At 42.2% G+C, this 15,683-nt stretch carries 12 protein-coding genes and 1 tRNA gene; 12 read left to right on the top strand and 1 reads right to left on the bottom strand.

The genetic code is table 11. The features are described 5' to 3' along the window. Positions 1–166 precede the first annotated feature (166 nt). The 8 genes from NXH67_RS16375 (at position 167) to NXH67_RS16410 (ending at position 10,754) form a co-directional block, all read left to right on the top strand. A complete protein-coding gene (locus NXH67_RS16375; protein ID WP_272798087.1) occupies positions 167–553 on the top strand; it encodes a GntR family transcriptional regulator in 387 nt (128 codons plus the stop codon). Then, a complete protein-coding gene (locus tag NXH67_RS16380; protein ID WP_022777265.1) occupies positions 550–1,455 on the top strand; it encodes an ABC transporter ATP-binding protein in 906 nt (301 codons plus the stop codon). The genes NXH67_RS16375 and NXH67_RS16380 overlap by 4 nt, the downstream gene beginning before the upstream one ends. Then, positions 1,427–3,601 (top strand): hypothetical protein, encoded by a 2,175-nt coding sequence (locus NXH67_RS16385; RefSeq protein WP_272798088.1) that lies wholly within the window; start codon positions 1,427–1,429, stop codon positions 3,599–3,601. Before NXH67_RS16380 ends, NXH67_RS16385 begins: the two co-directional genes overlap by 29 nt. Positions 3,602–3,685: 84 nt before the next feature. Continuing rightward, entirely contained in the window at positions 3,686–4,495 is an 810-nt protein-coding gene (locus NXH67_RS16390) for a carbohydrate ABC transporter permease (protein ID WP_242830329.1), read from the top strand. Positions 4,496–4,524: 29 nt separating this feature from the next. Beyond that, positions 4,525–5,442: a carbohydrate ABC transporter permease gene (locus NXH67_RS16395; protein ID WP_272798089.1), complete on the top strand. Its 918-nt coding sequence runs from the start codon at positions 4,525–4,527 to the stop codon at positions 5,440–5,442. Between the two features lie 14 nt (positions 5,443–5,456). Beyond that, positions 5,457–7,034 (top strand): HlyD family efflux transporter periplasmic adaptor subunit, encoded by a 1,578-nt coding sequence (locus NXH67_RS16400; RefSeq protein WP_022777261.1) that lies wholly within the window; start codon positions 5,457–5,459, stop codon positions 7,032–7,034. Continuing rightward, positions 7,034–8,317, top strand: coding sequence for an ABC transporter permease (locus tag NXH67_RS16405; protein WP_272798090.1), 1,284 nt, complete (start codon positions 7,034–7,036; stop codon positions 8,315–8,317). Before NXH67_RS16400 ends, NXH67_RS16405 begins: the two co-directional genes overlap by 1 nt. Next, a complete protein-coding gene (locus NXH67_RS16410) occupies positions 8,292–10,754 on the top strand; it encodes an ABC transporter substrate-binding protein (RefSeq protein ID WP_272798091.1) in 2,463 nt (820 codons plus the stop codon). The genes NXH67_RS16405 and NXH67_RS16410 overlap by 26 nt, the downstream gene beginning before the upstream one ends. Before the next feature lie 97 nt (positions 10,755–10,851). Here NXH67_RS16410 and NXH67_RS16415 read toward each other — a convergent pair. Further along, positions 10,852–10,922 (bottom strand) — tRNA-Gly (locus NXH67_RS16415). 119 nt (positions 10,923–11,041) lie between these two features. Between NXH67_RS16415 and mscL the strand changes: the two genes are divergently transcribed. The 4 genes from mscL (at position 11,042) to NXH67_RS16435 (ending at position 15,674) form a co-directional block, all read left to right on the top strand. Continuing rightward, positions 11,042–11,530, top strand: a complete 489-nt coding sequence (gene mscL / locus NXH67_RS16420; RefSeq protein ID WP_022777258.1) for a large conductance mechanosensitive channel protein MscL — start codon at positions 11,042–11,044, stop codon at positions 11,528–11,530. 112 nt (positions 11,531–11,642) lie between these two features. Continuing rightward, complete coding sequence (locus NXH67_RS16425) at positions 11,643–12,242, top strand: flavin reductase family protein (protein ID WP_272798092.1); 600 nt, start codon at positions 11,643–11,645, stop codon at positions 12,240–12,242. Beyond that, positions 12,239–14,758: a response regulator gene (locus NXH67_RS16430; protein WP_272798093.1), complete on the top strand. Its 2,520-nt coding sequence runs from the start codon at positions 12,239–12,241 to the stop codon at positions 14,756–14,758. Before NXH67_RS16425 ends, NXH67_RS16430 begins: the two co-directional genes overlap by 4 nt. Further along, complete coding sequence (locus tag NXH67_RS16435) at positions 14,748–15,674, top strand: HAD family hydrolase (RefSeq protein WP_272798094.1); 927 nt, start codon at positions 14,748–14,750, stop codon at positions 15,672–15,674. The genes NXH67_RS16430 and NXH67_RS16435 overlap by 11 nt, the downstream gene beginning before the upstream one ends. Positions 15,675–15,683: the final 9 nt, after the last annotated feature.

Here is a 15,683-nt window from a genome sequence, read left to right on the forward strand (position 1 = left end):
CAATTCGTATATCATATGAATGTATAGGACTTTGATCTCGTAGGAGAGAAAAGTCCTATTTTTATGTAAAAGCAAAAAAATTCGTGACATAGTATTGCATTATGATATACGGGGTGATATAACTGTATTAGTTGTGACAGTACACTTAATGTATGGGTGGGAAAATATGAAACTAATAGACTATCAGGATAGCAGACCTATCTACGAACAAATTGTTGAAAATTTCAAACTGCAGATGTACAAGGGGATTTTGCAGCCGGATGATCAGATGCCTTCCGTCAGAAGCCTTGCCATCGAACTGTCCACCAATCCCAACACGGTTCAAAAAGCCTATGCGGAACTTGAGCGCCAGGGCTTTATTTACACTGTTAAGGGAAGGGGCAACTTCGTAAAAGGTAATGATGCGCTTAAGGACAGCAAGAAGGAGGAACTTATTTCCGCCGTTCTTGAGCTGTTTAAGGAGGCTGATGATATTGGCATACCTCTGGAGGAGCTTTTTGCAGAGATTAAGCTTCGGCTTGCAAACTACTACAAAATGGGAGGCAACGCATGATTGAATTAATTGACCTTGAAAAATCATTCGACAACATAAAAGCTGTCAATCGTGTTTCGCTTAATGTGTCCGATGGGGAAGTATTTGGACTGCTTGGCACCAATGGCGCCGGTAAGAGTACCATACTCAGAATCCTTGCGGGAGTTATCAAGCCGGATGAAGGAATAGTTCTGGTGGATAACAGACCTGTTTATGACAACCCTGAGGTTAAGAAGGATATCTTCTATATTTCCGACGACCAGTATTTTCTTCCTAATTCCACGCCTGAAGAAATGGCTGATTATTACGAAGGAATCTATGAGAACTTTGACAAACAGAGATTCTTTAAGTTCTGTGACGGCTTTGGCCTTGAGAAGGGCCGCAGGATCAATACTTTTTCCAAGGGTATGAAAAAGCAGGTATCGATTCTTCTTGGCCTGTGCGCAGGAACCAAGTATTTATTCTGTGACGAGACCTTTGACGGCCTGGATCCTGTGGTAAGACAGGGCGTTAAGAGCCTTTTCGCAGCAGATATGGCAGACAGGGGACTTACACCGGTTATCGCTTCACATAACCTGAGAGAGCTTGAAGATATCTGTGATCACGTGGGACTTCTTCACCAGGGCGGAGTCATCCTTTCCGAGGATATTGCTGATATGAAGCTTCAGATGCAGAAGGTTCAGTGCGTCTTCAGAGATGAAGAGGATGAGAAGAAGGCTCTGGAAGGCCTTAAGGTCCTTATTCATGAGAAGCGCGGAAGACTTCATACAATAACAATGAGAGGTGAGAGAGAAGAGATAGAGACAGCCTTCAAGAGAGGTAATCCTGTGTTCTTCGAGGTTCTTGCACTTTCACTTGAAGAGATATTTATAAGTGAGACGGAGGTAGTGGGATATGACATCAAAAAATTTGTCCTTGACTGAGAAGCTTAAAAACCACAGAAAATACGTATCCAGAACACTTTGGACATCGTTTATAGCTTTGCCCCTTATGGCTGCTTACAACATTCTGATGCTGATCATTTTCCTTTCAAGATCGGTTAATTATGCCAGGGTCTACAAGCAGAGTGCAGAACTTTTGTACCATGAAAAATTAAGGGCTGTATCAAGTATTATGGGTATGGAAAATTTGGGCTGGATCCTTACAACTATTATCGCAGTTATGTTTGCTTTCCAGGGCTTTTCCTATCTGTTTAATCAGAGCCAGCTTGATTTTTATCTGAGTCAGCCCACCACCAGAAGAAATAGGGTAACAAGAAACCTTCTCATATCCATATCAACATATTTGATAATGGATATTTTTACCAAAATTCTTGGCCTTATAGTGGCTGCTGCCTATGGAGCGGTTAACGGACCTTTGCTTTTAATGGTTTCTATTGAGCTTGTCAGAAATCTTGTTTTCTTTATCGCAGTATATAGCGTTACTGTTCTTGCCATGATGCTCAGCGGAACAATGCCTATGGCTGTGCTTTTGACCATGTTCTTTTTCTTCATTACTACAGTCATTGGTGGCGAGATACTGGGACTTAAGAGAATCTTCTTTGATACAGTAAGCTACAGAGAGAGCATTAAGGTCATTGCGTCTCCTTTCTATGACAGGGTTGCTGTTTTAGGCGGTTTTGCAGATCTCGTGAAAATGGACGACTATCTTCTTAACTGTGAATCGATTTTTAGATTCTTTGACGTATCTCACAGACGAGATCTTGATACATTCCTGGTGGCGCTTATAAGCCTCATTCTTGTTGGAGTTGCCAGCAGAGGAAGAAAGTCTGAATGGGCAGGTAAGACCATAGTTTACAGACCCTTTAGATGGGTGGTTAAGATAGTAGCTTGTGTTGTTGTTGGCCTTGGTACCGGAATCATTGTAAAAGAGATCTACGCAATGGTCTGGAATACAAGAATCTATGTTATGATGTTTGTACTGATGCTTCTTGCGACTCTGGCAAGCTGCATTTTTGCCGAGATAATTCTCCAGGGAGATATCAAGGCCTTTGCCAAGGGAAAAGGACAGACAGTTATAGCACTGTCATTGGTAGCACTTGTATTTGTAATATTCAGGGGAGATCTTCTTGGATATGACAGCTATCTTCCGGCTGCTTCAAGGCTTGAAAGCTGCGCACTTCTTGAGGGTTATAATTCGGAAATGCAGCTCTTTATCGGCAATCGGGATTATTATGAGGATTATTCCGAAGAAAATATGTATCTTACGAATATAGATGATGTTCTTAAGCTGGCCAAGCTTGGCATGAAGGCCCAGAATGAAGCGGGAAATATCCAGAAGAACAATGAGGATACATATATTACCGGCTATGATTTTACCGTACTTTACAGGTTTAAGGATGGAAGAGAAGTATACAGAAATATCCTTATACCAAGGGATGTTGATCCGGCTCTGATGGACAGCGTGTTCTCAGGAAAAGAGTATCTTGAGGGTTATTTTGCGGTGTTTAATGATGAAGCCTTCAGGCAGGAGGATAAATTAAACACAAGGCGCGAACTTACCTACAGGGTAAACATTGAGGAATATACCGAAAAGATCGAAAGCTATGATGAACTGAGCGATGCTTTGAGGAAAGATATCTCAGCTAATTATGGTTTCGCTAAGACCAGAGATAAGCTTCCTATAGGTCAGATCAGCTATCAGATCAATACAGACAGCTATGGCAGCCTTGATATAAATATTTACGATACCTACACCAATACCATTGAACTACTTAAGAAATACGGGCTGTATCATGAGAATAATATTACTCCTGATATGATAAAGAGGATAGAAGTTACCGACTATTATCCCGGATATGATGTTGAGAGTTTCCAAACAGGGGATGCTGTTCCTGATACGGAATCCTATACAGTGACCTATGAAGACAGTAAGGATATTAAGAGAATCCTTGAAGCATCGATTATGACAGAGTATTATGGTACTTGGTATGACTATGATGAGCTTACTTCAGATAAGTATTACATATCCGCTTATCTGACAGACAAAGGCAATAATGACAGCTATATTTCTTATACATTCAAGAAGGGGCAGGTTCCGGATTTCGTGATAGCGGACACTAATAAGTAATTGAAAAAGTTTTGTTTCTTCCAAAAAGTACAATTTCATAAGAGAAAGAGCCTGGTATCATGGCTCTTTCTACTCCCTTCGCTTTTGGGCGTTCTGGTTTTCTTTGTGGCGCCGTTTTTTGTGGTTATCTATTATTCGCTTATAGACAACCCGATACAGAACAACTTTGTAGGTTTTCAGAATTACGTAAATGTTTGGAATAATGCCGCTTTCAGACTGGCAGGACTAAATACACTTAAGTTTTCCTTTGTGGCTGTTCCGCTGGCGGTGCTGCTTTCATTGTTTCTTGCGGCGGTTATGGAATCAAGGATACCTTTTAAGAGCTATTTCAGATCGTTTTTCTTAAGTCCTTTGATGGTACCGACTGCATCCATTGTGCTGATATGGCAGGTTATGTTCCACCAGAACGGTCTTGTGAATAACGCACTTGCGATATTCGGTGGCGGCAGAGTCGACTGGCTCAAATCGGATCAGGCACAGATTGTTATCGTTGCACTGTTTCTGTGGAAGAACCTGGGGTATAACATGATACTCTTTATGTCAGCCCTGGCAAGTATTCCCAAGGATCTTCTGGAAGTTGCAGCCCTTGAGAATGCTAACAAATTTCAGATATTCTGGATGATCAAGTTAAGATATCTCTCGTCAACGATATTGTTTGTGGCGATAATGTCTCTGATCAATTCCTTCAAGGTTTTCAGAGAGATATATCTGATGACGGGAGATTATCCCTATAATCCGCTGTATATGCTGCAGCACTTTATGAACAATACATTTACTTCTCTTGATTATCAAAAGCTCTCATCGGCTGCAATAATTATGTTTATTGTAGTTACAGCCCTGGTTTTTGTCATGTTCAGGGTGGAGAACAGATATGGCAAGGATGTGGAAGGGTAATAGCCTTATGGCTTAAGCTTATGAGAGTTATGAATAAATACACTGCGAGAATACGCAGGAAGAAAAAGAGAATAGACAACCTTAAGACCTTTTTGGTCACGGCCGCGGCACTGTTTTTCGCAATACTGTTTATCATGCCGATATTTTTGACAATAACCAATTCCTTTATGTCGGCATCTGAGATAAGTGCCAATTACGGAAGCGTTTTTGCCACAACCAAGCAGGGCGGCAAGGTTTTTATATCAAAGACTGTTAATCTTAAGTTTATTCCGGATATTGTCAGCTTTTATCAGTACTATACGGTACTATTTAAGAGCCCGGAGTACTTGTTCAAGTTCTGGAATTCGATCATATATACCGTTCCTATAGTGGTGCTTCAGCTGGCTGTTGCCACGCTGGCATCCTATGGATTTGCAAGATATGACGGTAAGTTTAAAAGAGTGATCTTTTTTTCTTACATTATCATGATGCTGATGCCTTATCAGGTTACTTTGGTTCCCAATTTCCTGGTTTCTAAGGCGATTGGGATATATGGGACCAGGTGGTCCATATGGCTTCCGGGTATATTTTCACCCTTTGCCGTGTATCTTCTTACCAAGTTTATGAAGAGGATACCGACTGAAGTTATTGAGGCGGCGCAGATTGATGGGGCGGATGAATGGTACATCTTTTCCAGAGTAAACATGCCGCTTTGTAAGGGCGGTATAGCTGCCATATCAATCCTTGTTTTCTTTGATTATTGGAATATGGTTGAACAGCCGCTTATATTATTACCGGATTCGGATCTGCATCCGTTATCGGTATTTTTGTCCAAGATTAATACTGGGGAAATCAGTCTTGCTTTTGCAGTTGCAGTAATATATCTGGTTCCGCCGATGCTGATCTTTTTGTACGGCGAGGACTATCTGGTTGAGGGAATCTCATACCAGGGAGGAATAAAGGGATAAGAGGGAGAAATAACATGTCAGATTTTTTTGATGAAAAGAATGAACTCAGCGGAGAGTTCACCAAGGAACAACTGGAGGAGAAGAAACCGCAGAAAGGGCCTTCTAACAGAAAGGATACGATCAAAAACGTAGCTATTGCCTTTTTGTCAGTTATGCTGGTTCTTACCTTTTTTTCCAACACCATAATGAATTTCTCACTTCCGCAGGTGGCAACCCAGATGATAGAGAGTGGTTCCATAAGCCCACAGGTAAGAGGTTCAGGAACGGTATCTGCTGAGGATCCTTATAATATCACAGTTAAGGAGACCAGGAAGATCTCAGGCGTTGCTGTTAAAGAAGGTGCTCACGTCGAGATCGGAGATATCATCTACTACCTTGAGGATAAGGAATCACAGGAGCTCAAGGAAGCAAAAGAGAATCTTCAGACCCTGGAACTTTCTTACGAGCAGACTCTTTTCTCGGGAGATGTTCCGGACAAAGTTATCAGCAATGTAAGAAGTGGCCGTAATACTACTTATGATACCTATCAGGCAGAACTTAAGGCTGCTGACGATAAGTATGATGCCGCCAAGGCTGCGGATGAAGCTGCCCAGGCTGAGATAGATTATCTCACTCAGCTTGCAGCATATGATGCGGCAGGAACCTCCTACAATGCTGCTACACCTGCATATACAACTGCGCAGGCAGAGCATGATCTTCTGATCGCACAGCAAAACGGAGATACGGAGAAAGTTGAGGAGCTTGAGAGATTCATTTCCGAGAACAACAAGGATACTGCTCAGCTTACCAACTACGGAACCCAGCAGGGACTTAGCTATTCCCAGAAGCTTGCCACCGCAACTCAGAAAAAGAACAAGACAGCACAGGATCTGGTTGTCGCTGAAAGAGAAAAGACAGAGCTGTTAAAGAGTATAAATACCGAGATAGGCCTGTGCCAGAGCCGTGACAAGATCAAGGAACAGAAGGAGAAGATCGCCAAGCTGGAGGAAGAATCCGTTGGTGCTTCTGTTAAGTCTCCCGTTGCAGGTATCGTATCCGAAGTATCCAAGGTGTCAGGAGAATCAACCTCTGCGGACGAGACAATTGCTGTTATTCAGGTGGATGGCAAGGATATGACCACCAGCTTTTCCGTTACCAATGCCCAGGCTCAGAAGCTTAAGATAGGCGATGCCGCTCAGCCTCAGAACGCATGGCAGTTCGGCTCTGATTTTAAGGCAACTCTCACAGGAATAAGAAATGATAAGTCCGATCCTTCAAACAGAAAGCTTCTTACATTCAAAATCGAAAGTAAGGATGTAACTCCCGGACAGAGCATTTCACTTACTATAGGAGAGAGGGCTGTAGACTACGACATGATCGTACCCAACAGCGCCATTAAGACTGACAGCAACGGCAAATTCATACTTGCTGTTGTAAGTAAGTCAACCCCTCTTGGAAACAGATATATTGCCAGCAAAGTTGAAGTGCAGGTTGTGGCTTCCGATGACAAGAACAGCGCCATAAGCGGAGCGCTTGACGGAGATGAGTATGTTATAACAACTTCAACACAGCCTATTAAATCGGGTGATCAGGTGAGGCTTGCTAACGGATAATGAAGCTATTTAACTTTGAGATAAATATAGACAAACAGAATATTGCGGCATTCTTTTCCAACAGGAAACGCAACATCATACTGATTGTTCTTGCGGCACTCTTTGTTATAAATCTGATTCTTGGTGCGGTTTCAGAGCATATAGTAGCGCTGATGCCTGAAATGAACGGCGCCGAGAGATGGTCCGAGAATCACAGAATGGCTCAGATAAGTCTTTATTTCACTGAGGATCAGATGGTGGAAGAAGACGGTATCAAAAGGCTTGAGTACAATCTGGAAAAGAAAATGACAGAAGTGGGTATTACCGTTGAGACCTATTATGACCTTGATGAATTACCGGCTAATGAAAACAATCAGCAGGTAATTGAGACCATCAGAATCGAGGACATGGGGGAGGAACCTAAGGGAGAAGAAAAGGGTCCCAAACTGTCAGATCTCTACGCAAGTTGCTATAGCGCTCAGGGCCTTGTAACAATCAGCTTTGAGAACAGAACAGCTGAAAATGTTAATGCCATCGGCGTGGGAGGTGACTTTTTTATAATCCATCCCCTTACACTGGTTGCCGGATCCTTTTTTGACAAAGACAGTCTGATGAAGGACGCAGTCATTATTGACGAGGAGCTTGCCTGGCAGCTTTTTGGATCCAGCGATGTCATTGATCAGATGGTTAGCATTGGTGGAATTCCACATTATATCAGAGGTGTTGTCAAGAAGGACACCGGAAGGATGAGAAAAGCGGCAGGTCTTGATGAGAGCTATGTGTATCTGTCCTATGATTCCCTTAGCAGATACGGCGAGATACTGAGCGGAAGAACTCAGTCCAAAGAAGCATCTGAGGATGGGAATACAGCTCTTACAGGAGGCATTAATTGCTATGAGGTAATAATGCCCAATCCCGTTGACGGAATAGCCCTTAAGAGTGTCAAGGAGAGTACCGGTGTAGATGATAAATATATCTATGCAATTGATAACACAGACAGATTCTCATTCTTTTCAATCCTTAAGGTAATAAAGGAGTTTGGAACAAGAAGCATGTGGGGGAAACCCATCTTTTATCCTTATTGGGAAAACACGGCAAGAGGCTGGGAGGATGTTCTTGGTGTACTGCTGTTTTTCAGAATACTGTGCGTGATGATACTTGTAATCAGTTTGGTGATCTGGATCGTTCATCTGTACAGGCATAAGACATGGGGGTCAAGGGATATTATTGAATATCTGGCTGATAAGAAATATGAGTTTGAATCGAGGAGGAGACATTATGAGAAAGAAAAGGACCTTCTATAAGAAACCTTTGTGCGCTATACTGGCAATTTCACTTATGGCAGCTTCTTTATCAGGCTGCGGCAAAAAGAATAAAGATAATGAAAGCAACGTGATCGAGGAAGCTTCCAAGCCTTCCAAGGATTATGTGTTCAGGGCCGAGGAATTGGATATTGGCATTAAGACCGATAATTTCAGAAGCTTAGGTCTATATAACGGCAGAATACATGCCGTTTCAGGCGATACTAATATCCTTCGTTTTATAAGCTTTAATCCCGACGGAAGTGATGTGAAGGATTTCACTGTTCCTGAGACTGAAAATGAGGGCCATAACGAATTTGCATATGATTCTGAGGGTAATGTTTACAGCATATACTATCAGTATTCCTATGATGAGGGAGATGTCCAGACCTACGAGGATGGCGAAGAAGCTGAAGGTAATGAAACTGCTGAAGGTGATGAAACTACAGAGGAGTCAGCAGATGATAACGCTGTAAATGAGGAATCATCAGAAGCAGCTGAGGAGAATTCGGTTCAGAATGAAGACGGAGATTCGGATATCATTTCTGACGATTCAGATAATATGGAAGATAGTTCCTCAGACGAATTTCAGTATCTGGTTGAGTATGATGCAAACGGAAATCTTGTAGACAAGGTTTCTCTTGCAGAGTATTCTACCGACGGATATTTTTCCTGCGGAGGAATGGTGTATCTTGAGGGTAAGGGACTGTACATCTTTTATGATGGCGGCATCCTGTCCTACAGCAAGGATGAAGGCTTCAAGTCGGTACTTAAGACTGAGACCAAAGAAGATGTTTACATGTCCTATTACACACCGCATCTTGGCTCAGACGGCAAGATCTATGTTACCAACTACGGTGATAAGGGGCTGGAACTGCATGAATTTGATCTGGAGAACGGCAAGGTCGGCGATGCTATAGAGATACCGGTGGCATCACGTAATTCAGATTATTATATTCTTCAGGGAAATGGGTATCCTCTGTATGTATCCGATGAAAGTGCTGTTTACGGATATGATATTGCTAACAACAACATGGTCAAGCTTCTGGATTATATTGACTCAGACCTTCAGGTGGGATATGCGTTAACCGAGCTGGTAGCAATGAGCGATACAGAGTTTATTACTCTTATTCAGGATGAGGATTATTACTATCACCTGAACAGACTCACCAAGGTTCCGGCTGACCAGGTCAAGGATAAAAAGATCATCACACTGGGCGGCTATTATGTTGATTATGACATCAGAATGAATGCCATCAATTTCAATAAGAACAGCGATGAGTACAAGATCAAGATTGTAGATTATTCATCTCTGGACACTGATGAAGACTATGAAGCGGGGATGAATCAGTTTAACCTTGATATAGCCTCCGGAAATGTACCTGATATTATGGTATTCAGATCTTCATCGCCGGTGGACAGTTATATTAACAAAGGCCTGTTTGAAGATCTTACGGGATATATGGAAAAAGAACCCGATATGTCCCAGGGGGATTTCCTTCCCAGCGTAATTGATGCGCTTAAGACAAATGGCAAACTGTATCAGATCGTACCTGCTTTCTATGTAGCCAGCGTTACAACCAAGACCAAATATCTTGAAGGCAAAAATGTTCTTACTTTTGATGACTGTAACAAATTGATCAAGGCTACAGGTGCAAGTTATGAGTTTGCCTTTGGCATAGCTGACAGAAATGAACTTTTAAGCAATGGACTTGCGTTATCCGGTGATAAATACATCGATTGGGAAAGTAAGAGCTGCAGCTTTAACAGTGAGTCCTTTATCAATTTCCTTGAGTTTACAGCAAAGTTCCCTCAGGAATACAAGGACGATGCCTGGGAGACCTACAAGGAGACCTTCTACAGAGATGGACAGTCCCTTTTTAATATGACATATCTATCTGATTTCAGAGGATACAAGAGGTACAAGCAGGGTATTTTCGGAGAGGACATTTCATTTATTGGCTTCCCGAATGATATGGGAGCAAACTGCTCTGTAATCTACCCCGAGTGCAGGATTGCCATCAGTTCCAAGAGTAGTTCTAAAGACGGAGCATGGGATTTTGTTAAGACCTTCCTTACTGAGGAATACCAGGATAAGCTTGGAGAATACAATTTCCCTATAAGACAGTCCTCCTTTGACAAGATGGGCGAAGCTTCAATGCACAAAGAGTTCTATATGGAAGGTGACGAGAAGGTAGAATATGATGACAGCTACTATGTAGATGATATGGAGATCATCATAGATCCTCTTACTGCTGAGGAAGTTCAGGAAGTAAAAGATTTTATAGCTTCAATTACTCTGGTATACAGCGTTAATGAAAGTGTTAACGCCATCATCCAGGAAGAAGCATCGGCCTTCTACAGTGGACAGAAAACAGCCAAGGAAGTAGCTGATATCATCCAGAGCAGAGTAAGCATCTATGTAAATGAGAACAGCTGATAATACCTGATTTACATCATTTTGAATAAAAAAATAATCGTAGAAAAAGTAATAGGACCGAAGGGATATAACCTTCGGTCCTATTGCTATAAAAAGAAGCAGATGACGGGAGTCGAACCCGCCTTTCAAGCTTGGGAAGCTTGCATTCTACCGATGAACTACATCTGCGTAAAAACCGTGTTTTTTAACCGGCGACATGTATCATTTTACAGAATCTGTGGTATAATTTCAAGTGTATTGTTGGAGTTTTTTGAATAATAAATACTATTCAGAATGGGAGAAAATGTATGACGGAGAAAATGAAAAAAGCAGCAGGTAAGGGCAAGAGCTTTGCCGGGGAATTCCGTGAGTTTATCATGCGCGGAAATGTAATGGACATGGCAGTCGGCGTTATCATCGGCGGCGCATTCCAGAAGATCATCTCATCACTTGTTGATGACATCATTATGCCTGTTATCAGTCTTCTTACAGGCGGAATCGACTTTAACAACAAATTTGTGGTTCTTGATGGTGGCTCCTATGCTACAATTGATGCAGCCAAAGAGGCAGGAGCAGCAACTCTTAACTACGGAACCTTTATAACTGTAGTTATCAACTTCATTCTTATGGCACTGGTTATTTTCCTTCTTGTTAAGTTCATGAACAGTGTCAGCAACAAGTTTGCCAAGGAAGAGGCTGAGGCACCTGCAACCACCAAGATCTGCCCTCGTTGTAAGAGCGAGATCAACATTGAGGCAACAAGATGTCCTCATTGCACATCCGAGCTTGGGGACTGAGCCTTTGGTAGGTGAACCTATTTTTATAATATGATTTGTGTGTCGGATGGGATATAATTATTATATCTCATCCGTTTTTTATAAGCGGAATCTGAAAGGAAATATAAGTTATATGGCAAAAGAAGTTTGGCGGCCGGGCAATATGCTTTATCCCATTCCTGCTGTAATGGTTAGCTGTCAGAGAGAAGGGGAGAAGCCCAATATTATTACGGTTGCCTGGGCCGGGAATGTATGCAGCAGTCCTGCGATGCTGTCAATCTCTGTAAGAAAAGAGAGATATTCCTATGACATAATCAAAGAAACGGGAGAATTTGTCGTCAACCTCACAACCAAGAAACTGGCCAAGGCTACCGACTGGTGCGGAGTAAGGTCCGGTAGGGATTATGACAAATTCAAGGAGATGAAGCTTACACCGCTTCCTTCACAGAAAATATCAGCTCCCGGAATCGCGGAATGTCCCGTCAATATTGAATGTAAGGTTCACAGCATTGTAGAACTTGGAAGTCATGACATGTTCATCGGAGAAGTTGTCTGCGTAACGGTGGACGATGCCTACATGGATTCCAAGGGAAAATTCGATCTTACCAAATCGAATCCTATCACTTATTCTCACGGTGAGTATTTCACACTTGGCGAGAAGATTGGCAAATTCGGATATAGCGTAGTTAAGAAGAATAAGAAGGACAAGAAGGGTAAATCCAAAAAGAAATGATTGAAGCACTTAAACAGATACAACTTAGCGTCATGCTGTATTTAAGCGGCAGCTGCGGCGTACTCATAGTGTTATCTCTTTTCACCGGAACTCTTTCTCCAAGAAGGAAACAGGCTCTCGTATCTATGGAAACGGAGGCTATGTTTCTGCTCTTGGCGGATTATTTCGCATATATTTACAGGGGAGATATGTCTGCAACAGGATACTATGTTGTAAGGATATCCAATTTCCTTGTTTATTTGCTGTCTCTTTTTATCACCCATGCATTTAATCTGTATCTGATGGACCTGTGCAGGAACGAGGGCAAACTGGACAGGCTTCCCAAGAGACTTATTGTTTGTGAAGTGCTGTTTCTGAGCGGGATTATCATGCTGATAATATCACAGTTTACTGGGCTGTATTACTATTTTGATGAGTTTAACAAGTATCACAGGGCTCCCGGAATATTGCTCAACTACTTTTTCCCTCTTACCATGACACTTCTTCTGATAACAGTTATTTTTGATTGCCGCAAAGTGCTTGAGAAGAGAGTTATTATTCCGCTGGTTCTGTTTTCCATACTCCCTTATATGGCCACGATCCTGCAGATGTTTCTTTACGGATTGTCACTTACCAACATAACAATCGTGGGTGTGATAGTGCTTCTGTATCTTTTTGAGATCAGAAATATGAACCTGATCCAGAAGGCAAAACTGGCTGCTGAACAGGCAAGTAATGCCAAGTCAAGGTTTCTTGCCAACATGTCCCATGAGATCAGAACACCTATCAATACAATTATGGGCTCTGCAGAGCTCCTGCTTCGGGAAGACCCTGCAGGTGTACCTAAGGGGTATTTCCTTTCAATCATGAATCATTCCTTTGATATCATGGGAGCATCCGAGAATCTTCTTGAGCTTATCAATGATATTCTTGATATATCCAAGATTGAATCCGGTAAGATGCATCTGGTTCAGCAGGAGTACGAGCCTTTTGACAAACTTCACAGCACTGTTTCGCTTATAAGAGGAAGAAGTAACCAGAAGGGACTTTCTTTCGACATTGAGGTTGATGAGGATATTCCTTCCAAGCTGTATGGAGATTCCGGTAAGATCAAGCAGGTGATTTTAAACCTGCTTACAAATGCGGTAAAATATACTGAAAAGGGTGGCTTTTCCCTTAAGATTAAAGTTTTGGAGACTAATGGTGATAAATGTCGCCTGCAGTTTCAGGTAAAAGATACCGGCATAGGCATTAAACAGGAAAATATAGGGAATCTGTTCAATGCTTTTGAAAGATTTGATGAAAGCAGAAACAGCAGCATTCAGGGAACAGGCCTTGGACTTGATATATCAATGCAGTTTGCACTTCTTATGGGCGGCAAACTCTGGTGCGAGAGTGTTTATGGTGAGGGTTCTGTTTTTTACTTTGAAGTAGAACAGAAGATTATAGATGCAGCACCTTCAGGTGAGTTTGTAGAAAAGACTGAATTTGAATTCAGAGGCCCATATATTCCGCAGTTTACGGCGCCTGAGGCAAATATTCTGATCGTAGATGACAATCCTGTTAACCTCAGCGTCGAAAAGAACCTCCTTAAGGATACCAAGATGCAGATTGTAACCTGCAGCTCCGGTGAAGAGTGCCTTAATCTGCTGGATAAAATGAAGTTTGACCTGGTTCTTCTGGATCACATGATGCCGGGAATGGACGGAATTGAAACTGTGGGAGTCATCCGTGAAAAGAATAAGGAACTTCCGGTTATAGCGCTTACAGCCAATTACTTCGACGGCGCTGAGCAGTTTTATAAGAGCAAAGGCTTCGATGGATTTTTGACCAAACCAATAGATATTAAGGAAATGGAGAAGCTGCTTCTTGAAAAACTAGATAAAGAGCTGGTCACTATAAATACATTCATGGAAGATGCACCTATGGATACCGAGCTTGCGCCTGATCTTAAGTGGCTATATGAGATTGATGATTTATCTGTTCCTGGCGGCATCAAGGCCTGCGGAGGAGCTAAGATATACATTTTTTCATTGCTTCTTTTCCTTGATACCATTGATGAGAATGCCAAAGCAATAGGCAGTGCTTATGAGGCGAAAGATCTTCATCTCATGGCTGTAAAGGTACATGCCCTTAAGACTTCAAGCAGAATCATAGGAGCGGAAAGGCTTGCTGCAATCGCAGGCAAAATGGAAGCAGCTGGCAAAAATAATGATCTGAATTATATTACTGCCCATTATGATGAGCTTATTGAGAAATATCTTTCTTTCAAGAACAAGTTGGCACCTTTGTCAGCACTTTCCGGAGAAATCGGTGAGGATATCAAAGAACCGATGCCTGAAGAGGAACTTAAGGATGCCTATGTAGCCATTTCCGAGTATGCCGGCAGCATGGATTATGACTCTGCACAGATGGCTTTGGATGAGATCGGTAAATACAGACTGCCTCCCAAAGAACAGGACAAGGTAAGCAGTATTGCCAAGGCACTTAAAAATCTTGATTGGGATAAAGTAAAAGAGATACTAAATGAGAAATAAACAGGAGGAACAATTATTGGAGAAGGACACATTTGTAAGAAAATATAAAACAGGTGAACCTGTCGTGGCTATCTGCTATGACTTTGACAAGACGCTTTCTCCTGATGATATGCAGGCGCAAGGGTATATTCAGTCGGTAGGCTATGATGTTCCCAAATTCTGGGAGGAATGTACTCGGCTTGCGAGAGAAAATGACATGGATCAGAACCTGGCCTACATGTACAAGATGCTTCAGGAATCTGAAGGGAAGCTCATTCTCAATCGCAAGACCCTGGAGGAATATGGCAGCAAGGTTCAGCTCTTTCCGGGAGTTGAGGACTGGTTTGAGAGAATCAGAGCATATGGCAAACAAAAAGGAGTAATCGTAGAGCATTACATTATTTCCTCCGGTCTTAAAGAGATGATAGAAGGAACAATCCCGGCAAGAAACGGGGCCTTCGAGAAGGTATATGCAAGCTGTTTCTACTATGATGACAAGGGTGTTGCCAGATGGCCTGCCCAGGTTGTCAACTATACGAATAAGACGCAGTTCCTTTTCAGAATAGAAAAGGGAGTTCTTGATATCAACGATCCCGGAGTTAACGATTATTGTGCACCGGAGGACAGAAGGGTTCCTTTCAGGAACTTCGTATACATAGGCGACAGCGACACTGATGTGCCTTGCATGCGACTTGTTAATGCCTACGGAGGTCATTCGATCGGTGTTTATAATGATGAGACCGGAGATAAGACCAAGGTTTACAAAATGATGTATGAGAACAGGATCAAGTATTTCGCAGCCGCCAATTATGAGGAAGGGAGCGAACTCGATTTCCTGGTGAAATGCATTATCGACAGAACAGCAAGCAATGAGAAACTTGAAAATTTCCATTACAAGGATAAAAAAGAATTCACTGCCAAAATGAATAATAAATGATCATAAGGA

It is taken from the genome of Butyrivibrio sp. DSM 10294 (assembly GCF_028539135.1).
Lineage (GTDB): Bacteria > Bacillota > Clostridia > Lachnospirales > Lachnospiraceae > Butyrivibrio.